This window comes from Streptomyces sp. NPDC086023, assembly GCF_044540325.1.
Lineage (GTDB): Bacteria > Actinomycetota > Actinomycetes > Streptomycetales > Streptomycetaceae > Streptomyces.
Genome location: NZ_JBITRX010000012.1, coordinates 118,001 through 140,767 on the forward strand (window position 1 = coordinate 118,001; position 22,767 = coordinate 140,767).

Consider the following 22,767-nt stretch of genomic DNA (forward strand, 5'->3'; position numbering starts at 1 on the left):
CGGGTACCCGGAGCCCGGCCCGTACGGGGCGGACCCCGGCCCGTACGCCGAGCCGGGCGCGCCGGCCCCGTACGCCGAGCCGGGCGCGCCGGCCCCGTACGCCGAGCCGGGCGCGCCGGCCCCCTACGCCGACCCGGGCCACGGCGGCCCCGCGCACCCCGGCGGGGCCCCCGACGGCCTCCTCCCCGGCCTCGACCCGGCGTACGAGACCGCCCTCGCGCCCGGCACCGGCCGGCGCCGCCGCGCCCCCGCCCCCGCCGTCCCCGCCCCCCGCGACGGCGAACCGGACTCGGGCCCCGAGCGGCGCGCGGCCAGGCGCCGCAAGGCGAACCGCACCGGCCGCGCCGGCAGGGCAGGTACCACGGCCCCCGGCACCGGCCGGGACGCCGCCCCCGGCACCGGCCCCACCGGCACCCCCGGCCAGACCCCTCCGGAAACCGGCAGCCCCGGCGCCCCCGGCAGCCTCACCCGGCCCGGCGCCCCCGGCACCCCCGCCACCAGCCCCAGAGCCGCCAAGAACGCCAGGACCGGCAGGTCGTCGCGCCGCACCGGCGCCGGCCCCGACGGCTGGCGCAAGATCGTCCCCCAGGCCCTGGTCGTGGCCTTCCTCGCCGGCGGCACCTCCGCCTTCGTGGCCAGCGACAAGGCCGTCCGCCTCACCGTCGACGGCATCCCCCGCACCATGCACACCTTCGCCGACGACGTCGGCGAACTCCTCGCCGACGAGGGCGTCGGCATCGGCGCCCACGACCTCGTCGCCCCCGCCCCCGGCAGCGCCCTAGACGACGGCGACGAGATCGTCGTCCGGTACGGCCGCCCGGTCGTCCTCACCCTCGACGGCTCGCGCCGCCAGGTGTGGACCACCGCCCGCACCGTCGAGGCCGCCCTGCGCCAGCTCGGCGTACGCGCGGAGGGCGCCTACCTCTCCGCCTCGCGCACCACACCCATCGGCCGCCGCGGCATGACCCTCAGCGTGCGCACCGAGCGCAGCGTCACCTTCCTCGCCGACGGCAACGAGCGCACCATCCGCACCAACGCCGCCACCGTCCGGGAGGCCCTCGACCAGGCCGGCATCACCCTCCACGGCCAGGACACCACCTCCGTGCCGCCCGCCTCCTTCCCGCGCGACGGCCAGACCGTCACCGTCCTGCGCATCACCGGCACCCGCGAGGTGCGCGAGGAGGTCATCCCGTACGAGACCGAGAAGGTCAGGGACGACACGCTGTTCGCCGGCACCGAGGTCGTCGAGCGCGCCGGAAAGCAGGGCGCCCGCCGGGTCACGTACACCCTCCGCACCGTCAACGGCGTCCGGCAGAAGCCGCGGCGCGTCGCCGAGGAGGTCGTGCGCGAACCCGTCACCCAGCGGATCAGGGTCGGCACCCGCCCCCTGCCCACCTCCGTGGCCGGCGCCGACGGCCTGGACTGGGGCGCCCTCGCGCACTGCGAGTCCGGCGGCCGCCCCGGCGCCACCGACCCCTCGGGCACCTACGGCGGGCTCTACCAGTTCGACGTCCGCACCTGGCAGGGCCTCGGCGGCAGCGGCCGGCCGCAGGACGCGAGCGCCTCGGAACAGACCTACCGGGCCAAGAAGCTCTACGTGCAGCGGGGGGCGAGTCCGTGGCCACACTGCGGCCGTAGGCTTTACCGGTGAGCACCGCAGAGCAGCACGACAGCAACGACGCCCTCCTGGGGCCGGCCGACATCCGGCACCTGGCCGAGGTACTCGGCGTCCGCCCGACGAAGCAGAAGGGCCAGAACTTCGTCATCGACGCCAACACCGTCCGCCGGATCGTGCGCACCGCAGAGGTGCGCCCCGAGGACACGGTCGTCGAGGTGGGGCCGGGACTCGGCTCGCTGACGCTGGCCCTGCTGGAGGCCGCCGACCACGTCACCGCCGTGGAGATCGACGACATCCTGGCCGCCGCGCTGCCCGCCACCATCGAGGCCCGGCTGCCCGCCAGGGCCGCCCGCTTCGCGCTCGTCCACTCCGACGCGATGCACGTGCAGGAGCTGCCCGGCCCGGCGCCGACCGCGCTGGTCGCCAACCTCCCGTACAACGTCGCCGTGCCCGTGCTGCTGCACATGCTCGACCGCTTCCCGACCATCGAGCGCACCCTTGTCATGGTGCAGTCCGAGGTCGCGGACCGGCTCGCCGCCCGCCCGGGCAACAAGGTCTACGGCGTGCCGTCGGTCAAGGCCAACTGGTACTGCGACGTCAAGCGCGCCGGCGCCATCGGCCGGAACGTCTTCTGGCCGGCGCCCAACGTCGACTCCGGCCTGGTCTCGCTCGTCCGCCGCGCCGAGCCGGTGAAGACCACCGCCACCAAGGCCGAGGTCTTCGCGGTCGTCGACGCCGCCTTCGCGCAGCGCCGCAAGACCCTGCGCGCCGCCCTCGCCGGCTGGGCCGGCTCGGCCGCCGCCGCCGAGGAGGCCCTGCTCGCCGCCGGGATCTCCCCGCAGGCGCGCGGCGAGGCCCTGACCGTCGAGGAGTTCGCCGCGATCGCCGAGCACAAGCCGGCCGCCGAGAGGCCCGCCCTGTGAGCGTCACCGTACGGGTCCCCGCCAAGGTCAACGTCCAGCTGGCCGTCGGCGCCGCCCGCCCCGACGGGTACCACGGCCTCGCCAACGTCTTCCTCGCCGTCTCGCTGTACGACGAGGTGACGGTGACCCCGGCCGACCGGCTGACCGTCACCTGCACCGGCCCCGGCGCCGACCAGGTCCCGCTGGACCGCACCAACCTGGCCGCCCGGGCCGCGGAGCTGCTCGCCGCCCGGTACGGCCTGGAGCCCGACGTCCACATCCACATCGCCAAGGACATCCCGGTGGCCGGCGGCATGGCGGGCGGCAGCGCCGACGGCGCGGGCGCGCTGCTGGCCTGCGACGCGCTGTGGGGCACCGGCGCGAGCCGCGAGGAACTCCTCGACATCTGCGCCGAGCTGGGCAGCGACGTGCCGTTCAGCCTGATCGGCGAGGCCGCGCTGGGCGTGGGGCGGGGCGAGCAGCTCACCCCGCTGGAGGTCGGCGGAAACTTCCACTGGGTGTTCGCGATGGCCGACGGCGGCCTCTCCACCCCGGCCGTGTTCCGGGAGTTCGACCGCCTCGCCGAGGGCCGGGACGTCCCCGAGCCCACCGCCTCGCCCGCACTGCTGGCCGCCCTCCGCAAGGGCGACACCGGCGCCCTCGCCGAAGCCCTGGCCAACGACCTCCAGCCGGCCGCGCTCTCCCTGCGCCCCGCCCTGGCGGACACCCTCGCCGCCGGCACCGCCGCCGGCGCCCTGGCCGCCCTGGTCTCCGGCTCCGGCCCCACCACGGCCTTCCTGGCCGCCGACGCGGATTCCGCGGCCCGGATCGCCGCCGCCCTGGAGGCCTCCGGCACCTGCCGCACGACCCGCACGACCACGTCCCCGGCCCCGGGCGCGACGGTCCTCCAGGCCCCCTGAGCACCCCGGGACCCGTCCGCCGGGACGGGTCCCGGGGCAGCCGCGGGGGCAGGCCGCGGGCCCCACCCCCGCGTACTCAGCACCGATCTGAGTACCTGCGCGCTGACGGACGTCACGGGGCGGGCGGGAGCGTGGGGGCATGTCGTACTCCGCCGCCCAACTGGCCGCCGCCACACCGGGGAACCGGGACCGCTACGTCGACCTGCTGCGGGTCGCCTCGCTCGGCACCGTCGTGTCCGGGCACTGGCTCATGGCCGCCGTCACGCCCGACGGCATCGGCAACATCCTCGCCGTCGTGCCCGGCCTCCAGGTGCTCACCTGGGTCTTCCAGGTCATGCCGGTCTTCTTCTTCGTGGGCGGCTTCTCCCACGCGCTGTCCTACCGCTCGCTGTGCCGCCGCGACCCCGGCCGGCCCGTGTACGCCGCCTTCCTGCGGGCCCGGCTGCGCCGGCTGCTGCGGCCCACCCTCGTCTTCGTCGTCGCGTGGGGCGCGGCCGCGCTCGCGGTGCAGCTGGCCGGCGGCGGAGGCGGGCTCACCGGAGTCGCCCTGCGGCTGGTGACGCAGCCGCTGTGGTTCATCGGGATCTACCTCGCCATGGTGGCCTTCACCCCGCCCCTGCTGCGGCTGCACGAGCGGTACGGCTGGGGGGCCTTCGGCGCGCTCGTGGCCGCCGCCGGCGCCGTGGACGTCCTGCGGTTCGCCCTCGGGGTGCCCTACGTCGAGTTCCTGAACTTCGCCTTCGTCTGGCTCGCCGTGCACCAGCTGGGCTTCCTGCGGGCCGACGCACGCGCCACCGGCGGCGGCTGGGGCCGGGTGCCCGCGCTGCTGGCCGCGGCCGGACTCGGCGGGGCCGCGCTGCTGGTCGCCGTGGGCCCGTACCCGCTCTCCATGGTCGGGATGCCCGGCGAGAAGGTCTCCAACATGGCCCCGCCGACCTTCGCGCTGCTCTGCCACGGCCTCTGGCTGGTCGGCGCCGTCGAGCTGCTGCGCCGCCCCGCCACCCGGCTGCTCGCCGCCCCGCGGGCCTGGCGCGCCGTCGTCGCCGCCAACGGCGTGGCCATGACCGCCTTCCTCTGGCACCTCACCGCGATGCTCGGGGTGTACGGCGCCCAGCTCGCCCTGGGCCTGGACCTGCCCCGCCCCGCCACCGCCGCCTGGTGGGCCCAGGTCCCCGTACGGCTGGCCGCCGCCGCGCTCCTCACGGCACTGCTCGTCGCGGTGTTCCGCACCTTCGAACGGCCCGCTCCCGCCGGTCCGGCCCCGGCCGCCGGGTCCGGACCGCTCGCCGCGGGCGGGATCACCCTCTGCCTGCTGGGCGTCCTCGGGCTCTCCCTCACGGGGTTCGGCGGCCTGCTGGAGGGCCACACCGCGGTCCTGATAGCCGTGCCCGTCAGCGCGCCCGCCGCCGTGGCCATGGTGCTCGCCGGCTGGCTCCTGGTGGAGCGCGCCCCGGCCCCGGTACGGACCCCGGCGCCGTCCGCCACCCGGGACGCAGCCTGAAGGCCGTCCCGCAGCGGGTTAGGCTGAGGGGCTGATCGATCCCCTTCCCTGGAGCGCGTGGATGGCCGTCAATCTGGTCAATGTCGAGGCAGTCAGCAAGGTGTACGGAACCCGCACCCTGCTCGACGGCATCTCCCTCGGCGTGTCCGAGGGAGACCGGATCGGCGTGGTGGGGCGCAACGGCGACGGCAAGACCACCCTCATCCGGATGCTGGTCCGCCTGGAGGAGCCCGACACCGGGCGCGTCACCCTCAGCGGCGGCCTCCGGATGGGCGTACTGACCCAGCACGATTCGCTGGACCCCAAGGCCACCGTCCGCCAGGAGATCATCGGTGACCTGGCCGACCACGAGTGGGCCGGCAACGCCAAGGTCCGCGACGTGCTCACCGGCCTCTTCGGCGGCCTGGACCTGCCCGGCTTCGACCAGGGCCTCGACACCGTCATCGGCCCGCTGTCCGGCGGCGAGCGCCGCCGCATCGCCCTCGCCAAGCTCCTCATGGCCGAGCAGGACCTGCTCGTCCTCGACGAGCCCACCAACCACCTCGACGTCGAGGGCATCTCCTGGCTGGCCCAGCACCTCCAGGCCCGCCGCTCGGCGCTCGTCTGCGTCACCCACGACCGCTGGTTCCTCGACCAGGTCTGCACCCGCATGTGGGACGTGCAGCGCGGCGACGTCCACGAGTACGAGGGCGGCTACAGCGACTACGTCTTCGCCCGCGCCGAGCGCGAGCGCATCGCCGCCACCGAAGAGGCCAAGCGGCAGAACCTCATCCGCAAGGAGCTGGCCTGGCTGCGCCGCGGCGCCCCGGCCCGTACGTCCAAGCCGCGCTTCCGCATCGAGGCCGCCAACGCCCTCATCGCCGACGTGCCGCCGCCCCGCGACACGAGCGAGCTGATGAAGTTCGCCAACTCGCGCCTCGGCAAGACCGTGTTCGAGCTGGAGAACGTCACGGTCGAGGCCGGTCCGAAGACCCTGCTCAAGCACCTCACCTGGCAGCTCGGGCCCGGCGACCGCATCGGCCTGGTCGGCGTCAACGGCGCCGGGAAGACCTCGCTGCTGCGCGCCCTGGCCGAGGCCGCCCGCACCGAGGGCGAGACCCAGCCCGCCGCCGGGAAGATCACCGTCGGCAAGACGGTACGGCTCGCCTACCTCTCCCAGGAGGTCGGCGAACTCGACCCGTCCCTGCGGGTCCTGGAGGCCGTCCAGCGCGTCCGCGACCGCGTCGACCTCGGCAAGGGCCGCGAGATGACGGCCGGCCAGCTCTGCGAGCAGTTCGGCTTCACCAAGGAGAAGCAGTGGACGCCGGTCGGCGACCTCTCCGGCGGTGAGCGCCGCCGCCTCCAGCTGCTGCGCCTGCTGATGGACGAGCCCAACGTGCTCTTCCTCGACGAGCCCACCAACGACCTCGACATCGAGACCCTGACCCAGCTGGAGGACCTCCTCGACGGCTGGCCCGGCTCGATGGTCGTCATCAGCCACGACCGGTACTTCATCGAGCGCACCACGGACACCGTCTGGGCGCTGCTCGGCGACGCCGCGCTGCGGATGCTGCCGCGCGGCCTGGACGAGTACCTGGAGCGCCGCGCCCGGATGGTCGAGGCCGCCGCCCCGGCGCCCGCGGCCGCCCCCGTCAAGGAGAAGACGGCGGGTGACTCCCGCGCGGCGAAGAAGGAGCTCCAGAAGATCGAGCGCCAGCTCAACAAGATCTCGGACCGCGAGAGCAACCTGCACGCGCAGATCGCCGACAACGCCACCGATTTCGAGAAGGTCGCCAAGCTCGACGCCGAGCTGCGCGAACTGCTCTCCGAGCGGGATGCGTTGGAGATGCGCTGGCTGGAGCTGGCCGAGGACGCGTAGTCCCCCGACGGCAGTTGCGCGGGCCACCGGCCCGATAACAGCGGTGTCACGGGCCGGTTCGCCCTTGGGAACAAGCGAGCGAACCGGCCCGTGGCGTGTCGTAAGCGGGTGGTAAAAAGAGGAACCCGACCGCCGACGCAGAGGTATGCGCTGATGACCACGCCGCCCCACCAGCCCCCCGGCGGCTACGGCGCCCCGCAGCCGCCGAACCAGCCGCCGCAGCCGCCGAACCAGCCGCAGCAGCCCCCGAACCAGCCGCCGCAGCAGCCCGCTTACGGGTACCCGGGCGCGCAGCCGGCCCCGGGACAGCCCCAGCCTGGCTACGGCTACCCGGCGGGCCCCAACCCGTACCAGCAGGCGCCGGGCACGCCGAACCCGTACCAGCAGGCACCGGGCACGCCGAACCCCTACCAGCAGCCCGGCCCGTACGCGCAGCCGCAGCCGGGACACGGCTACCCGCCCCCGGTCCCGCCGGGCACCGGCGGCAGCGGCACCCCGCCGAAGAAGAGGCTGACGGCGCTGATCGCCGCCTCCGTGGCCGGCGTCCTGCTCCTCGGCGCGGGCGCCTGGTTCGTCTTCCGGGACGGCGACGACCCGGAGAAGAAGCCCGTCGCCCAGCAGAGTGGCGACGCCAAGCCCTCCGGCTCCCCCTCGGTCGACACCGGTGACGGCAACGGCGACGGCGCCCAGAACAACCAGGACTACAACGCCGACCGCAAGCCCGGCGAGGACAAGGTCCTCTGGCTGAAGATGAACGAGCAGGACGTGCCCGGCGACGGTGCCGACGCCCCCGCCATGTGGGTGGTCGGCGACACCGTGGCCAAGGTCGTCTACAAGACCGTCACCGGCTACGGCGTCAAGGACGGGCAGCGCAAGTGGTCCGTGCCGTTCGACGCGGAGATCTGCGGCACGCCCCGCCAGACCACCGCCGACGGCAAGGTGGTCATCGGCTTCAAGAGCGGCGTCTCCAAGAACGCCACGTGCAACCAGCTCCGCCAGATCGACCTCAAGTCCGGGACCGCCGGATGGACCAAGGAGGTTCCGGAGGAGGGGCCGTTCGACATCATGACCCGCCTCCAGCTGGCCATCAGCGGAGACGTCGTCACCGTCAGCCGGCTGGGCCCCTCCAGCGCCTTCAAGGTCAGCGACGGCAGCAGGCTCTGGGCCCAGACCAGCGGCCAGTGCCTGCCCGACGCCTACGCGGCGGGCGGCGGCCGGCTCGTCGGCGTCGGCACCTGCACCGACAAGGACCGGATCGGCCACGTCGAGGACGTCGACCCCGCCACCGGCAAGCCCCGCTGGACCTACAAGCTCCCCAAGGGCTGGCGCGCCAACCGGATCTACTCGCTCGACCCGGTCATCGTCGACATGGACAACGACGCCGAGAAGAAGCGCGCCATCGTCGTGCTCGGCTCCGACGGCAAGATGCGCACCCAGTTCATCAGCAAGTCCCAGTTCGCGCCCCGCTGCGAGTGGTCCGTCCTCACCCGAGACCCGCAGAGCTGCATCGGCGCGGTCGCCGACGGCAGCCGCTTCTACTTCCCGACCGCCGGCAAGGGCAACGAGATCGTCGCCTTCAGCCTCACCACGGGCAAGGAGACGTGGCGCGCCACCGCCGGGTCCGACCGCACGGTGCTGCCGCTGTCCGTCGAGAACGGCAGGCTCCTCGCGTACGTCGAACCCACCTACGACAAGGGCGGCGAGATCGTCTCCTTCGCCACGACCGGCGGCAAGCCCACCACCGTGCTGCGCAACCCCGCCTCCGCCCGGGACGTCGAGGACTCCTTCATCGACCCCCAGATCGCGTACGCCGACGGCCGCCTCTTCCTCTCCGTCTCGCGCCTCCTGGGCAAGGACAACACCCAGGAGAAGCTGATGATCGTGTACGGCAAGTGACGGTCCTCCCGGACGAGACGGAATCCCCCCACGTGAGCGCCGACCACCGAGAGGCAAACACCCCATGAGCACCCCGCCCCAGCCCCCCAACGAGGGCTTCGGCGCCCCGCAGGAGCCCCCGGCCGGCGGCTTCGGCGCGCCCACGCCGCCGCAGCAGCCGCCCGCCGGCGCACCCGGCTACGGCTACCCGCAGCAGGCCCCGGGCCCGTACGGACAGCCGCCGCAGGCCCCCGGCCCGTACGGCCAGCCGGGCCCCGGCCCGTACGCGCAGCCGCAGCCGCAGCCCGGCCCGTACGCCCAGCCGGGCCCGTACGCGCAGCCCCAGGCCGGACCGTACGCCCAGCCCCAGCCCGTCGCGCAGCCGATGTACGGCCCCGGCGCGCCCGCGCCCAAGGCCCCGGGCGGCGGCAGCGGCAGGAAGGCGCAGGCCGGGATCGTCGTCGCGGCCGTGGTGGCCGTGGCGGCCATCGTCGGCGGCGGCCTCTGGTACGTGTCCGGCGACAAGGACGACGACAAGGGCGGCAAGGAGGAGGCGAAGAACAGCGCCTCGGCCACCCCCGGCGGCGCCACGGCCGGCGGCACGCCCGTCCAGACCGAGGCGCTGGAGAAGGCCCCGGCCGACCCCAAGTCGAAGACGCTCGTCAACATCGAGCACCCGAAGGTCACCGACCTGGTGAACGTGGTCGGCTCCTGGCTGACCGACTCGGTCTACGCCAAGACCGACGTGCAGAAGATCGTCGGCTACGACGCGGCCACCGGCACCCCCAAGTGGACCCTGCCGCTGCCCGGCCAGGTCTGCGGCGCCAGCCGCCACACCACGCCCGACGGCAAGACCGCCTTCCTGTACGAGGCCTCCAAGCGCACGCCCGCGAACAAGTACCCGCAGTGCACCGAGGTCGGCGTCCTCGACGTCGACGCCGGGAAGATGGTGTGGAACGGCTCGGTCACCACCACGGCCGGCGGGGACGAGAAGGTCGCCTTCAAGGAGATCACCATCAGCGGCGGGACCGTGGCCGCCGGAGGTCTGCGGGGCGGTGCCGCCTGGAACCTCAGCGACGGCAAGAACCTCTGGAAGCCCAGGGCGGACGACCCCGACCGCTGCTACGACATGGGCTACGCGGGTGGTCCCGGCCTCGCCACCATCCGCAAGTGCGGCGACTACGACAGCCGCTACCTGGTGGTGCAGTCGCTGAACCCGACCACCGGCGCGCCCGTCAGCTCGTACAAGATGTCCCCGGGCATCGAGTGGGCCAGCATCGTCTCCAGCAGCCCGCTGGTCGTGGCCGCCGACGTCGGTCACGCCGCGGGCGACGGCAGCGGCATCTCCGACCTCTTCTCCATCGACGAGAAGACCGGGCAGCTGCGCCAGCGCATCCCGCTCAAGTCCGACCTGTACGCGGCCCGCTGCGAGGGCACCTCGGTCGAGTCCTGCCAGAAGATCGTGGTGGGCAACGGACGGGTCTACGTGCCCTCCGAGGAGCGCGAGATCAAGTCCGACACCTTCGAGCGGACCAACGAGATCCACTCGTTCGACCTGGTGACCGGCAAGCAGACCACGGACCGGGCGTCGGCGGGCGCGAAGTACAAGATCTTCCCGCTGCGGATGGACGGCCCGAACCTGATCGCCTACAAGTGGCCCCCGTACTCGTCGGGGGGCCAGGTGGTCAGCCTGGACGGGAAGACCTTCAAGGAGACCGTCCTGATGCAGAACCCGGGCCACAAGTCCTTCGACGACCCGGAGACCAGCTTCTCCGACAGCTACTCCGAGTACCGCTACGCCAAGGGCCGGCTGTTCATCTCGGAGACCATGATCAGCAAGCCGTACTCGTCCTCCAAGGACAAGGACTGGCTGATCGCCTCCTTCACCACCGGCTGACCCGGACGGCGACCGGCCGGGAATCGTCCGGCCGTTCACCAGGAGGGCGCCTTTCCGACAAGGGAAGGCGCCCTCTTCGGCCTTCCGGGGGCTTCTCGCCGGTAACCGGCCCGCGGCGTCGAACAAGCGTGTAGCTTGCCGGGGCAGAGGGGTAGGGGGGCCTAATGGGCGTCAGGGTCATGGTGGTGGACGAGCACCGGCTGCTAGCCGAGGCTCTCGCCTCCGCGCTCAAACTGCGCGGGCACCGTGTGCTCGCCGCGGCCGCCCCGGCAGCCGGAGCGGCCGAACTGGTCATCAGCCGCGCCCCCGAGGTCTGCCTCCTGGGCACCGCCGCACCCGCCGAGCCGGGCGTCTTCGACCCGGTGGTCCGCATCAAGCGCGAACGCCCTCAGATCGCCGTCGTCGTGCTCGGGCCGGTGCCCAGCCCGCGGGGGATCGCCGCCGCGTTCGCGGCCGGCGCCTCGGGCTACGTACGCCACGACGAGCGCATCGAGGGCGTCGAACGCGCCCTGGCCAAGGCCCGGGCGGGGGAGGCCGCCGTCGCCCCCCAACTGCTCCAGGGCGCCTTCGCCGAACTCCTCAACCCCGTCCCCGCACCCGACGACGAGGGCAGCAGACTGCTCCAGCTCCTCACCCCGCGCGAGGTGGAGGTGCTGCTCCGGGTCGCCGAGGGCGAGGACACCCGGCTGATCGCCGCCGGGATGAGCATCGCGCCGAGCACCGCACGGACCCACGTACAGCGGGTACTCATGAAACTGGGCGTCGGCTCCCGCCTGGAGGCCGCCGCCCTGGCCGCACGCACCGGCCTGCTGGACCGCGTCTCCATCCCGGTCCAGCCGGGCCCCCGCGCGTAATCCGGCGAACAGCTCCGCGAACGCGCCGCCCGAGACCGCCCGACCGCCTTCCCCCCCCCCCCCCCCCCCCCGCCCGCGCGGGTGACGGCCACAGAACACGCACAGCGCGGTCTGGCATTGTGGCGCCGCGGTTCCAGTACGGAGCAACGACTGCGAGAGGGAGCGAGCGAGTGAAGAAGTACCTGGTCACCGGCGGCGCCGGATACGTCGGGAGCGTCGTCGCCGCGCATCTTCTGGAGGCGGGCCACGAAGTGACCGTCCTCGACGACCTGTCCACCGGCCATCGCGAGGGCGTCCCCGCGGGCGCCACCCTGATCGACGGCCGCATCCAGGACGCCGCCCGGCACCTGGACGGCTCCTTCGACGCGGTCCTGCACTTCGCCGCCTCCTCGCAGGTCGGCGAGTCCGTCGTCAACCCGTCCAAGTACTGGGAGAACAACGTCGGCGGCACGCTGGAGCTGCTCGCCGCGATGCGCGCCGCGGGCGTCCGCACGCTGGTGTTCTCCTCCACGGCGGCGACGTACGGCGAACCCGCCGACGGGCCGCTCACCGAGACCTCGGTCACCGCGCCCACCAACCCCTACGGGGCCTCCAAGCTCGCCGTCGACCACATGATCGCGGGGGAGTGCGCCGCGCACGGCCTGGCCGCGGTCTCGCTGCGCTACTTCAACGTCGCGGGCGCGTACGGGCCGTACGGCGAGCGCCACGACCCCGAGAGCCACCTGATCCCGCTGGTCCTCCAGGTCGCCCTCGGGCAGCGCGGGTCGATCTCGGTGTTCGGTGACGACTACCCGACCCCGGACGGCACCTGCGTACGCGACTACATCCACGTCGCCGACCTCGCGGAGGCCCACCTGGCCGCCCTGGAGACGGCCACGCCGGGCGAGCACCTGGTGTGCAACCTGGGCAACGGCAGCGGGTTCTCCGTGCGCGAGGTCATCGAGACCGTCCGCAAGGTCACCGGCCACCCCGTGCCCGAGGTCGTCGCCCCGCGCCGGCCCGGCGACCCGGCCGTCCTCGTCGCCTCCGCCGCCACCGCCCGCGACCGGCTCGGCTGGACGCCCACCCGCTCGGACCTCGCCGGAATCGTGTCCGACGCATGGGAGTTCGCCCGGCGGCGGGCGGCCGACGGCCCTGCCGGGGCTTGAGGGCGGCGCGGTCCGGCGGCGCGTGCGCCGAGCAACGCGCCGCCCCCGCGCGGAGTGCGCGGGCGCCCGGCTCGTACACGCCGCGTGAAATGCACCACGTGCACCCACGCGTGACCGACCGGATGTTTTCGGCCACCTGCCAAAAGTGAATGCGTCGAGGCCGCGCGGGCGCACCACCCCATCTCCTCGTCGTATCGGCGGAGTTCGTCGTTTCCGTCCGGTAAATCCCACGGGAAAACTTCTGGGATTCGGCCAACTGCCGTGCGTCCCCGCCGTACGCTGATGCTCGACACCGGTGGGGGCCGGTGTTGTTTCAGGGGTCGAGACAGTCGGGTACGGCGTCCGGGTCGGGGTAGCAGTCCAGTTGCGGCGGCGGCCGTGGCACCGGACTGCGGAACACCCGCTCCGCTTCGGGCGCCGTACCCGCGCCGGTCCGTTCCCCGTCCCTCTGGGGGTGTCTGTGGTTCGTATCCGGGTCCTCGTGGTCGACGATCACCGCATCTTCGCCGAATCGCTCGCCGCCGCACTCGCGGCCGAGCCGGACGTCGAGGTGTCCGCGGCGGGCAGTGGCCCCGCCGCCCTGCGCTGTCTGGACCGCGCCGCGGCCGACGGCCGCAGGTTCGACGTCATGCTGGTCGACGCCGACCTCGGCGCCGGCACCGGTCCGGCGCGCTCCGTGCCCGACGGGGGCGGCCTCTCCGACGGCATATCCGTGGTCGCCGCGGTGCGCGGCTCCCAGCCCGCGGTCCGCGCGGTCGTGCTCGCCGAGCGCGACGACCCGCGGCGGGCCGCGACGGCCCTCCAGGCCGGGGCCTCCGGCTGGGTGGCCAAGGACTGCTCGCTCTCGCGCCTGCTGGCCGTGATCCGGGGGGTGCTCCGCGAGGAGACCCATCTGCCCCCGGCGCTCCTGACGGGGGTGCTGAGGGAGCTCACGGCGGCCCGCAAGCACCGCACCGACAGCGAGCGCCTGGTCGAGTCCCTCACCCCGCGCGAGCACGAGGTGCTGCGGTGCATGGTGGCCGGACTCAATCGCAAGGACGTCGCCGCCCGTCTCTTCCTCTCCCCGCACACCGTGCGTACCCACATGCAGAACGTGCTGGGGAAGCTGGGGGTGCACTCCACCCTCGCCGCCGTGGCGCTGGCCCGGCGGGCCGGGGTGCGGCCCGCGGAGCTAGCCGGGGATGTTGTCGAACGGAGCGGTCAACTGGCGTAGCAGCCCCGCCAGTTCGGTCCGCTGTGCACGCGGCAGCTGGGCCAGGATCGCCCGCTCCTGGGCGAGCAGTCCGGCCAGTGCCTGGTCGGCGCGGTCGCGGCCCTCGGGGGTCAGGCGGACCAGCACCCCCCGCCGGTCGCTGGGGTCGGGGAGGCGTTCGACCAGGCCCTTCTTGGCGAGCCGGTCGATGCGGTTGGTCATGGTGCCCGACGTGACGAGCGTCTGGGTGAGCAGCTGGCCGGGGGAGAGCTGGTACGGGGCGCCCGCGCGGCGCAGCGACGTCAGGACGTCGAACTCCCAGGGCTCCAGGCTGTGCTCGGAAAAGGCAAGGCGGCGCGCCCGGTCGAGGTGGCGGGCGAGCCTGCTGACCCGGCTGAGCACTTCGAGCGGTTCCACGTCGAGGTCAGGGCGCTCCCGACGCCATGCCGCGACCAGTCGGTCGACCTCGTCCTCCATGCTGATCAGTGTAAGGGGTCTGTCGATGTGAAGTCTCTTGACGTCAAGATATATTTCGCGCGACCATGGGGCATGGACGGGCGGGAACTGCTTCCGCTTCCACTCACCCAGCCAGTAGGGAGGCTCGAACATGCATTCCGATACCGCGCCGTCCACGAGCTCCGCAGCGACCACCGCCACGTCACCCGCGACCCCCGTCTGGGATCCCCAGCAGTACCTGCGCCACGCGGACCACCGCACCCGGCCCTTCACGGACCTGCTGGCCCGCATACCCGAGCTCCCCGTAGACGGGCGCCCGGCACGCATCGCCGACCTCGGCTGCGGCCCCGGCAACGTCACGGCGCTCCTCGCCGACCGCTGGCCCACCGCCAAGATCACCGGCTTCGACCTCTCGCCCGAGATGCTCGCCAGGGCCGACCAGGAGTACGCAGGCCCCACCCCGGGCGGCGGCAGCCTCGACTTCCGGCCCGCCGACCTCGCCCACTGGATGCCCGAAGAACCGTACGACCTGATCGTGTCCAACGCCGCCCTCCAGTGGGTGCCCAGCCACCCGGGGTCCTTCCCGGCCTGGATCAACGCCCTCACCCCCGGCGGCACCTTCGCCTTCCAGCTCCCCGGCAACTTCTCCGCCCCCAGCCACGCGCTGCTCGCCGCCCTCTGCGACACCCCGCGCTGGCGCGACCGGCTCGCCGGACACGGCGCCCGCTACATCCACCTCCTGGAACCCGCCGAGTACCTCGCCCGGCTTACCGAGCTGGGCTGCGAAACGGACGTCTGGGAGTCCACCTACCACCAGCTGCTCCCAGGGCCGGACCCGGTCCTGGACTGGGTCAAGGGCACCGCCCTGCGGCCCGTGCTCACCGCCCTCAAGGACGATCCGAAGGCGGTCGGGGAATTCCTGGAGCAGTACCGGGACCTCCTGCGGGGGGCCTATCCGCCAGGCCCGCGCGGGACCGTCTTCCCCTTCCGCAGGATCTTCGCCGTCGCACGCAAGGAGGCATGAATGCTCGTCGCCGTGGACCACGTCCAGCTGGCAGCCCCGCCCGGTACCGAGGACCGGCTCAGGGAGTACTACACCGGAGTCCTGGGCATGGAGGAGATCCCCAAGCCACCGGTCCTCGCCGCCCGCGGCGGCTGCTGGTTCGCGGCCGGCCCCGTCCAGCTCCACCTGGGCGTCGAAGCGGAGTTCCACCCCGCCCGCAAGGCCCACCCGGGCCTGAGAGTCCGCGACATCGAGGCGTACGCGCGGCGCCTGGAGGAGCGCGGGGCCGAGGTCGTCTGGGACGACAACCTGCCGGGCCACAAGCGCTTCTACTCCGAGGACCCGGTCGGCAACCGGCTGGAGTTCCTGGAGCCGGCCGCCTGACGGCCGGCCCGGCGCGCAAGGCGGCGGCCCGTCACCGGAACCTCCGGTGACGGGCCGCCGCCTTGTCCTGCCTCTTCGGACCCGGGTCAGACCAGGTTCTTGTACACGTTCCAGCCGCTGCCGATGCCCACCCGGGCCGCGAAGGTCGCGGTGCCGGAGTGGCCCGTGGCCGTGTAGCGGTACAGGTTGCCCGCCGTGTCCCGCGCGAGCAGGTCCGCACGGCCGTCGCCGTTGATGTCACCGGGGGAGACCAGCTTGGTGTACCCCGACCAGCCGGTGCCGACCGTCACGCGGGAGCCGAACGGCGCGGAGGCCTTGCCGGTGCCCTTGTAGAGGTACAGCGTGCCGCCGTCGCGCGCGACCAGGTCCGCGCGGCCGTCGCCGGTGACGTCACCGCCGCCGACGAGCTCCTCGTACGCGCCCCAGCCGGAGCCCACCCTGACGCGGGAGCCGACCTTCCGGCCCGTACCGTCGCCCGGGTGCAGCCACAGCACGCCGGAGGTGTCGCGGGTGAGCAGGTCGCCCCTGCCGTCGCCGCTGAGGTCGCCGGGGCCGGCGACCAGCTCGGTGGCGGACCAGTCGCCGGCGATGGCGCTGTCGTCCGAGTAGTTGTAGAGCTCGCCCTCGCGCAGCTCCAGCAGGGAGGCCCAGTCCCGCTCGGACAGGCCCGTGCCGTAGGTCAGGCGCGGCGAGCCCTGCCAGATGCCGGTGTCACTGGCCTGCCACTTGTCGCTGAGCCTGCCGCTCGCCGAGGCCGCGTACTGCCAGGTGGTGCCCGTCTTGTCGAGGCCCAGGACGCTGTGTTTGCCGTAGTTGGGCGTGATGCCCCCGCCGACGAGCAGGGTGGTGTACTGCCAGCCGGTGGCGCAGCTGCTGCGGGCGCTGAACTTGCCGGCGCTGGTGCCGAAGTAGCAGTACAGCGTGCCGCCGGCGGAGCGGGCCAGCAGGTCGGCGCGTCCGTCGCCGTTGATGTCGTCGTTCGAGAAGAGCGTGTTGTACGCGTTCCAGCCCGGCCCGATCTTCACACGGGCGCGGAACGGCGACGAGGTGCTGCCGGTGCCCTTGTAGAAGAACAGGTTGCCGTAGGTGGTCCGGGCGACCAGGTCGCCGATGCCGTCGCCGTCCACGTCGCCCGCGCCGACCAGCTGGTCGTAGACGCCCCAGCCGGTGCCCACCCTGACGGGAGCGGAGAACGGGTTGCCGCTGCTCGCACCGTTGCCCCGGTAGAGGTAGAGGGTGCCGCCCGGGGTGCGGGCGAGCAGGTCCTGGCGGCCGTCCCGGTTCAGGTCGCCCGCGCCGAAGACGCGGTTGTACATCTGCCAGCCGGTGCCGGTCCACAGGGGGGCGCTGGCGCTGGTGCCGTTGGTCGTCCTGAGCGACAGCCGGCCCGAGGGGGAGAGCGTGAGCAGCTCGGGCGCGGAGGAGCCCCGCAGGTTGCCGACCTGGATGATGTCCTTCGCCTGCTGGGCGTCGCTGCCGGGAATGGTGAACTCGGGCGCCTCGCCGCCGCCCGAACCGGTCAGGAAGACCCAGGACTTCCCGGACAGGGTGCGGAACAGGAAGTCGCTGTAGCCGTCGCCGTCCAGGTCCAGCCGGGGCTTGGCCCGCCCGGTCGCGTACGTGGACCGCTGCGCGCCCGACGGCTCGGCCTGCGGACGCTCCGGCGTGCCCGACGGGTCGGCCTGCGGGCGCTCCGCGCCGACGACGGCGCTCGGGCCGGGCACCGGACCGGCCGCCGCGGCCGGGCTCGCGCCGAGCAGGGCGCCCGCGGAGAGCGCGAGGGCCGTGCAGGCCGCGAGGCGGGCGAGGCGCTTGGGACGTGCGTGAGACAAGATCCCCCCAGGGACGTCGTACGACAAGGTGGTGAGAGAAGAGGGCGGGGGCCCGCACTTCGGCGGGCCCCCGCGGAAGGTCCTAGTACAGGCCCTCGAAGGTGTTCCAGCCGGAGCCGAGCAGCACGCGCGCACCGAAGGTGGAGGTGCCGGTCTTGCCGGTGGCCATGTAGCGGTAGAGGTTGCCGCCGGCGTCGCGGGCGACCAGGTCGGCCCGGCCGTCACCGGTCAGGTCGCCGGGCGAGGCGATCTGGTTGTACGTGTTCCAGCCCGTGCCGACCGTCACGCGCGCGCCGAACGGCGCCGTGGCGTTGCCGGTGCCCGGGTAGAGGTACAGCGTGCCGCCGCTGCGGGCGATCAGGTCGGGACGGCCGTCGCCGGTGAAGTCGCCGCCGCCGACGAGCTTGTTGTACGTGCCCCAGCCCGAGCCGACGCGGACGGCGGCCTTGTACGCCTTGCCGGTGCCGTCGCCCGCGTACAGGTCCAGGTAGCCGGTGGACGTCACGTTGAGCAGGTCGCCGCGGCCGTCACCGGTGAGGTCGCCGGGGCCGGTGACGTTGACGGCGTTGCCGGGGATGCCGGCGGCCAGCTGCGAGCCGGCGCCGCGGTGGACGTACAGCCCGCCGACGGTGATCTCGACCGGGGACACCCAGTTGACGACGTCCAGGCCCGTGGCGCCGGTCATCTTGGCGGTCGGGATCTGGAAGGAGGTCTCGTCCTTGGGGAAGAACTTGCCGTCGGCCTTGGTGACGTACTGGTAGATCCTGCCGTCGTTCCCGCGGGCCAGCAGGCTGTGCCTGCCGTAGTTGGCGGTGATGCCGGAGCCGAGGAAGAACTCGGTGTCCTGCCAGCCGTTGCCGAAGTACTGGCGGGCCGAGAACCGGCCGCTGCCGGTGGAGAAGTAGCCGTAGATGGAGCCGGCGTAGGTGCGGGCGATGATGTCCGCGCGGCCGTCGCCGTCCAGGTCGTCCACGGCGGCGATCTGGTTGTACGCGCCCCAGCCCGGGCCCACCTTCACGCGGGCCCTGAACGGCGCCGACGAGCTGCCGGTGCCCTTGTAGAACCACAGGTCGCCCGCGGTCGTCCGGGCGAGCAGGTCGCCGATGCCGTCGCGGTCCAGGTCGTTGGTGCCGACGAGCTGGTCGTACGCGCCCCAGCCAGTTCCCACGTGGATGCGGGTGCCGAAGGGGTTGCCGCTGGTGGCGCCGTTGCCCTTGTACAGGTACAGCGAGCCGCCGGGCGTACGGGCCAGGACGTCCATCCGGCCGTCCTTGGTGAGGTCGCCCGCAGCGATCACCCGGTTGTAGATCTGCCAGCCGTAGCCGGACCACAGCGGAGCGCCCGCACCCGCCTTGGTGGTCGGGTGCAGCGACAGGCGGCCGTCGAAGGACAGCGTCAGCAGCTCGGGCGCGGAGGTGCCGCGCACGTTGCCGACCGGGATGACGTCTTTGACCGTCTCGACCTGGTCGTTGTGGAGGGTGAACTCGCTCGCGTCGTCGTTCGTGGACATGAACGCCGAGGTCCAGCCGCTGATACCGCGGAAGACCAGGTCCGGGATGCCGTCGCGGTCGTAGTCCATGCGGGACTTGGCGGGAACGGTCGCGTACGCCGACTTCGCGCGCTCCTTGGGCGGCTGGTAGGTCGGCTGCGCGGCGCCCGCCGGCGCGGACGGCTTGTCCACGGCCAGCGCGGGCGAGGCGCCCAGCGTGCCGGCGGACAGCGCGAGGGCGGTGCACGCGGCGAGACGGGCCAGGCGCTTGGGGCGCGAGGTACGGACGAGAGCCATGGGGACTTCCTTGAGGCAGAGGTGGAGCGTTTGGGAGGAGAAGCGTGGGACTCAGCGGACGTCGGACTCCGGCGTCCAGCCGGAGGCGATCTTGACCCGCGAGGAGAAGGTGGCCGTACCGGTCTTTCCGGTGGCCGTGTAGCGGTAGACGTCCCCGGCGGTGTCGACGGCGAGCAGGTCGGCCCTGCCGTCGCCGGTCATGTCGCCGGGGGCGGCGAGGGAGGAGTAGACGTTCCAGCCCGAGCCGATCAGGACCCGGGTCCCGAACGGCGCGGTGGCGGAACCCGTGCCGGGGTGGAGGTAGAGCCTGCCGGTGGTGTCGCAGGCGAGCAGGTCGGGACGGCCGTCGCCCGACACGTCCCCCGCTCCGACGAGTTCGTGGACGCCGGACCAGCCGCTGCCGATCTTCAGGCGGGTGCCGAGCTTGGGGTAGAGGTAACCCTTCAGGCCCGGGTACAGGTAAAGCCCGCCGTACATGTCCTGGGCCACGACGTCGCCCTTGCCGTCGCCCGTGACGTCCCCCGCGCCGGCCACCCTGCGGTAGCCGCCCCAGGCGGAGCCGGTGGAGACGTCGCCGATGCCCTCCACCCACAGGGAGCTGGAGTAGACGCGGCCGAAGTGCGCCGTGTCCTTCTCGTCGAGGGCTGAGATCAGGTAGCCGCGCAGTCCGCCGTTGCCGTACGCGCCCGTCTCGCCGTACTGCCGGGCGGCCGCCAGGCGGCCGTTGGCCAGCGTGTAGCGGCGGTAGGCGGTGCCGGCGCGGTCGGTGGTGATGACCTCGTGCTTGCCGTAGTCCGGCACTCCGCCCCCGCCCGCGATCAGCCGGTGGTACTGGCCGCCGCCGCGGACGAACGTCCTCCCGGCGAAGTGGCCCCGCCCCTGGGAGAGGAACTGGTAGTACGAGCCCGCGAGCGTCCGGGCGAGCACATCGGCGCGGCCGTCCCCGTTCAGGTCGTCCGCGGCGATGATCTGGTTGTAGGCCCCCCAGCCGGTGCCGACCTTCACACGGGCCTTGAACGGCGCGGCCGCCAGACCGGAGCCCTGGTAATAGAAGAGGTCGCCCGAGGGGGTTCTGGCGAGCAGGTCGCCGACGCCGTCGCCGTCAAGGTCGCCGGTGCCGACCAGCTGGTCGTACGCGTTCCAGCCGCCGCCGATCCGCACACGGGGTGCGAAGGCGCGGGTCTCGCCGGTGCCTCGGTAGAAGAACAGGTCGCCGGCCGGGGTGCGGCCCAGAAGGTCGGGCCTGCCGTCCTTGGTCACGTCCCCGGGCGAGAGCACCTTGTTGTACGTCTGGTAGCCGGAGCCCTGCCAGTTGCCCGTCAGGGAGCCCGTTGTGCCCTCCGCGGAGTACGTGTACAGCTCGCCGTCGGACCAGACGACCACCAGCTCGGGCGCGGCCGTGCCGGACAGGTCGCCCGCCGGGATGACGTCCTTGGCCCGCCTGTCGGCGTCGCCGCCGTGGGCGATCGTGTACGCAGCCGTCGTGCCCGTGGCGCTCAGCCGGATCCGGGTCTTGCCGTCGTAGGACCGGGTGATCTGGTCCGTCCGGCCGTCGCCATCCACGTCGAAGCGCGGCTTGGCCTTGATCAGGGCGTACGCCGCCGGCTGCTCGGCGGCGGCGGCCTGGCCGGCGGCCACGGTGAGCAGGCCCGCGGCCAGGGCCAGGGCGGTGCAGCCGGCAACGTGGCGCACGCGTCGGCTGTGCTGCTGGGACAAGGGGTACTCCTGAGGGTGGTACGGGTCTTCCGACAAGCTGTCGCGCCGAGCGGGCCGCGGGCTCACGCGAGATACGTGTAGCCGCCCCAGCCGGTCGCGATCCTGGTCCGGGAGGACAGGGCGGCGGTGCCCGCCTGGCCCGTGCCCGTGTACCGCCAGACGTCGCCGGCGGCGTCGCGGGCGACCAGGTCGGCCCGCCCGTCGCCGTTCAGGTCGCCGGTCGCCGCGAACTCGCCGTACGCACCCCAGCCGGGGCCGATCAGGACCCGCGCCGCGAACGGCGCACCCGCCGACCCGGTGCCCGGGTACAGGTACAGCCGGCCGCCCGTGTCCCGGGCGAACAGGTCGGCACGGCCGTCGCCGGTGACGTCGCCCGCGCCGAAGATCCGGTCGTAGCCGCTCCAGCCGGGGCCCACGGCGACCGGGGCCGAGACCGCCAGCCCCTTGCCGTCGCCCGCGTGCAGGGACAGCACGCCCGAGCCGTCGCGGGTCAGCAGGTCGCCCTTGCCGTCCCCGGTCAGGTCGCCCGGGCCGACCAGCAGCCTGGCACCGGTCCACGTGCCGGTCACCGGCAGGTCCGTGTCGAGGTTGCGGACCGTCCCGGAAGAGAGCTTCAGCAGGTGCGCGTCGTCGCGGGTGTCGAGGCCCGAGGCGAACACCGGCCGGCCCGACCAGCCGCCCGGGTACCCGGCGTCCGTACGCGGCCGGAACCGCCCGTTGGCCAGCTCGCCGTACTCGTACAGCTCGCCGCCCGCGGCCGAGGCCAGCACACTGTGCCGGCCGTAGTCCGGCACGCTGCCGTGCCCGGCCAGGAAGCGCAGCGCCTCGCCCCCGGTGCCGTACTTCGCCCGGGCGGCGAAGGTGCCGGAGCCGGTGGAGCGGTAGGACCACAGGGTGCCGTCGAAGGCGCGGGCCACCAGGTCGGCCCGGCCGTCGCCGTCGATGTCGTCGGCGCCCACCAGCTGGTTGTACGCGTTCCAGCCCGGTCCGACCTTCACCCGGGCCTTGAACGGCGCCGACGAGCTGCCGGTGCCCTTGTAGAACCACAGGTCGCCGTTGAGCGACCGGGCCACCAGGTCGGCGATACCGTCCCGGTCCAGATCGTTCGCGCCGACCAGCTGGTCGTACGCCTGCCAGCCGCCGCCCACCCGCACGCGGGACGCGAACGGCTCGCCGGTCAGCGCACCCGTCGCCCGGTACAGGAACAGGTCGCCCGCCGGGGTCCGGGCCAGCAGGTCGGTGCGGCCGTCGCGGGTCAGGTCACCCGGGGCGATCACCTTGTTGTACGCGTTCCAGCCGCCGCCCGCCCAGCTGCGCCGGGTCGTGCCGTACGGGCCGTCCGCGCTGTACAGCGAGAGGACGCCCCACGCCGACACGGTCAGCAGCTCGGGCGCGGAGGTGCCGCCCAGGTTGCCCGCCGCCAGGACGTCCCTGAACACCTCGGCCATGTCGACGGCCTGGATGTTGAAGTCGACCTGCTGCCCGGTCCCGGACAGGGTCACCGCGACCCGGCCCTCCACGTCGCGGAACAGGTCGTCGGAGACCCCGTCCCCGTCCACGTCCAGCCTCGGCCTGACCGCGGCCGCCGTCGCGTACGCGGCACCCCGGGCGGACTGCTTGCCCGCGCCCAGCCGCACCTCCGGCAGGGCCGGACCGTCCGCGGCCACCGCGGGCGCGGCGAGCAGCGCGCCCGCCGACACGGCGAGCGCGGTGCAGGCGGCCAGACGGCGCAGGTACGGCGAAAAAGACAAGGTCCCCCCCGGGACATGAGACGGGTGCTCCCGGGGGGCCGGCGTGGGCGGTACAGGCGTGCGAACTGCGCGCG

At 73.6% G+C, this 22,767-nt stretch carries 16 protein-coding genes and 1 pseudogene; 12 read left to right on the forward strand and 5 right to left on the reverse strand.

What is annotated here, in order from left to right; translation table 11 throughout:
* Window positions 1-538: 538 nt before the first annotated feature.
* The 10 genes and pseudogenes from ACIF6F_RS23770 to ACIF6F_RS23815 all read left to right on the forward strand — a co-directional run.
* Window positions 539-1,651, forward strand: a pseudogene (locus ACIF6F_RS23770) (ubiquitin-like domain-containing protein); the annotation flags it as partial.
* On the forward strand, window positions 1,648-2,541 hold the full coding sequence (gene rsmA, locus ACIF6F_RS23775; RefSeq protein WP_399949821.1) for a 16S rRNA (adenine(1518)-N(6)/adenine(1519)-N(6))-dimethyltransferase RsmA: 894 nt from the start codon (window positions 1,648-1,650) through the stop codon (window positions 2,539-2,541). The pseudogene ACIF6F_RS23770 and the gene rsmA, both read left to right, overlap by 4 nt.
* On the forward strand, window positions 2,538-3,440 hold the full coding sequence (locus ACIF6F_RS23780; RefSeq protein WP_399949824.1) for a 4-(cytidine 5'-diphospho)-2-C-methyl-D-erythritol kinase: 903 nt from the start codon (window positions 2,538-2,540) through the stop codon (window positions 3,438-3,440). The genes rsmA and ACIF6F_RS23780 overlap by 4 nt, the downstream gene beginning before the upstream one ends.
* A 139-nt stretch (window positions 3,441-3,579) precedes the next feature.
* A complete protein-coding gene (locus tag ACIF6F_RS23785) occupies window positions 3,580-4,941 on the forward strand; it encodes an acyltransferase family protein (protein ID WP_399949828.1) in 1,362 nt (453 codons plus the stop codon).
* Between the two features lie 61 nt (window positions 4,942-5,002).
* Window positions 5,003-6,799: an ABC-F family ATP-binding cassette domain-containing protein gene (locus ACIF6F_RS23790; protein WP_399949831.1), complete on the forward strand. Its 1,797-nt coding sequence runs from the start codon at window positions 5,003-5,005 to the stop codon at window positions 6,797-6,799.
* Window positions 6,800-6,952: 153 nt separating this feature from the next.
* Window positions 6,953-8,695 (forward strand): PQQ-binding-like beta-propeller repeat protein, encoded by a 1,743-nt coding sequence (locus ACIF6F_RS23795; protein WP_399949834.1) that lies wholly within the window; start codon window positions 6,953-6,955, stop codon window positions 8,693-8,695.
* 64 nt (window positions 8,696-8,759) lie between these two features.
* Window positions 8,760-10,571, forward strand: coding sequence for a PQQ-binding-like beta-propeller repeat protein (locus ACIF6F_RS23800; protein WP_399949837.1), 1,812 nt, complete (start codon window positions 8,760-8,762; stop codon window positions 10,569-10,571).
* A gap of 164 nt (window positions 10,572-10,735) precedes the next feature.
* Complete coding sequence (locus ACIF6F_RS23805; protein ID WP_399949840.1) at window positions 10,736-11,425, forward strand: response regulator transcription factor; 690 nt, start codon at window positions 10,736-10,738, stop codon at window positions 11,423-11,425.
* A gap of 170 nt (window positions 11,426-11,595) precedes the next feature.
* Window positions 11,596-12,573: a UDP-glucose 4-epimerase GalE gene (gene galE, locus ACIF6F_RS23810; protein WP_399949843.1), complete on the forward strand. Its 978-nt coding sequence runs from the start codon at window positions 11,596-11,598 to the stop codon at window positions 12,571-12,573.
* Between the two features lie 460 nt (window positions 12,574-13,033).
* Window positions 13,034-13,786, forward strand: a complete 753-nt coding sequence (locus ACIF6F_RS23815) for a LuxR C-terminal-related transcriptional regulator (protein WP_399950193.1) — start codon at window positions 13,034-13,036, stop codon at window positions 13,784-13,786.
* Here the strand turns inward: ACIF6F_RS23815 and tamR are convergent.
* On the reverse strand, window positions 13,745-14,242 hold the full coding sequence (gene tamR, locus ACIF6F_RS23820; protein WP_399949846.1) for a MarR family transcriptional regulator TamR: 498 nt from the start codon (window positions 14,240-14,242) through the stop codon (window positions 13,745-13,747). The two genes, ACIF6F_RS23815 and tamR, sit on opposite strands and share 42 nt — an antisense overlap.
* A gap of 130 nt (window positions 14,243-14,372) precedes the next feature.
* Here tamR and ACIF6F_RS23825 point away from each other — a divergent pair, with 130 nt between their 5' ends.
* Both ACIF6F_RS23825 and ACIF6F_RS23830 read left to right on the forward strand, forming a co-directional pair.
* Complete coding sequence (locus ACIF6F_RS23825) at window positions 14,373-15,245, forward strand: trans-aconitate 2-methyltransferase (RefSeq protein ID WP_399949849.1); 873 nt, start codon at window positions 14,373-14,375, stop codon at window positions 15,243-15,245.
* On the forward strand, window positions 15,246-15,608 hold the full coding sequence (locus tag ACIF6F_RS23830; RefSeq protein WP_399949852.1) for a VOC family protein: 363 nt from the start codon (window positions 15,246-15,248) through the stop codon (window positions 15,606-15,608).
* An 86-nt stretch (window positions 15,609-15,694) separates the two neighbouring features.
* Here ACIF6F_RS23830 and ACIF6F_RS23835 read toward each other — a convergent pair whose 3' ends face one another.
* The 4 genes from ACIF6F_RS23835 to ACIF6F_RS23850 all read right to left on the reverse strand — a co-directional run bounded on the left by ACIF6F_RS23835 (window position 15,695) and on the right by ACIF6F_RS23850 (window position 22,693).
* Entirely contained in the window at window positions 15,695-17,440 is a 1,746-nt protein-coding gene (locus ACIF6F_RS23835) for an FG-GAP repeat domain-containing protein (protein ID WP_399949855.1), read from the reverse strand.
* An 82-nt stretch (window positions 17,441-17,522) separates the two neighbouring features.
* Window positions 17,523-19,226: an FG-GAP repeat domain-containing protein gene (locus ACIF6F_RS23840; RefSeq protein ID WP_399949858.1), complete on the reverse strand. Its 1,704-nt coding sequence runs from the start codon at window positions 19,224-19,226 to the stop codon at window positions 17,523-17,525.
* A 51-nt stretch (window positions 19,227-19,277) separates the two neighbouring features.
* The gene (locus ACIF6F_RS23845; protein WP_399949862.1) at window positions 19,278-20,942 is read right to left on the reverse strand and encodes an FG-GAP repeat domain-containing protein; all 1,665 of its coding nucleotides are present in this window, start codon (window positions 20,940-20,942) and stop codon (window positions 19,278-19,280) included.
* Between the two features lie 62 nt (window positions 20,943-21,004).
* Window positions 21,005-22,693, reverse strand: coding sequence for an FG-GAP repeat domain-containing protein (locus ACIF6F_RS23850; protein ID WP_399949865.1), 1,689 nt, complete (start codon window positions 22,691-22,693; stop codon window positions 21,005-21,007).
* Between the last annotated feature and the right edge of the window lie 74 nt (window positions 22,694-22,767).

Excerpts from the sequence above, each read along its gene's own strand:
- ACIF6F_RS23800 (WP_399949837.1), top strand. The coding sequence starts at position 8,760 with ATGAGCACCCCGCCCCAGCCCCCCAACGAGGGCTTCGGCGCCCCGCAG.
- ACIF6F_RS23790 (WP_399949831.1), top strand. The coding sequence starts at position 5,003 with ATGGCCGTCAATCTGGTCAATGTCGAGGCAGTCAGCAAGGTGTACGGA.
- ACIF6F_RS23825 (WP_399949849.1), top strand. The coding sequence starts at position 14,373 with ATGCATTCCGATACCGCGCCGTCCACGAGCTCCGCAGCGACCACCGCC.
- ACIF6F_RS23785 (WP_399949828.1), top strand. The coding sequence starts at position 3,580 with ATGTCGTACTCCGCCGCCCAACTGGCCGCCGCCACACCGGGGAACCGG.
- ACIF6F_RS23805 (WP_399949840.1), top strand. The coding sequence starts at position 10,736 with ATGGGCGTCAGGGTCATGGTGGTGGACGAGCACCGGCTGCTAGCCGAG.
- ACIF6F_RS23840 (WP_399949858.1), bottom strand. The coding sequence starts at position 19,226 with ATGGCTCTCGTCCGTACCTCGCGCCCCAAGCGCCTGGCCCGTCTCGCC.
- ACIF6F_RS23795 (WP_399949834.1), top strand. The coding sequence starts at position 6,953 with ATGACCACGCCGCCCCACCAGCCCCCCGGCGGCTACGGCGCCCCGCAG.
- tamR (WP_399949846.1), bottom strand. The coding sequence starts at position 14,242 with ATGGAGGACGAGGTCGACCGACTGGTCGCGGCATGGCGTCGGGAGCGC.
- ACIF6F_RS23830 (WP_399949852.1), top strand. The coding sequence starts at position 15,246 with ATGCTCGTCGCCGTGGACCACGTCCAGCTGGCAGCCCCGCCCGGTACC.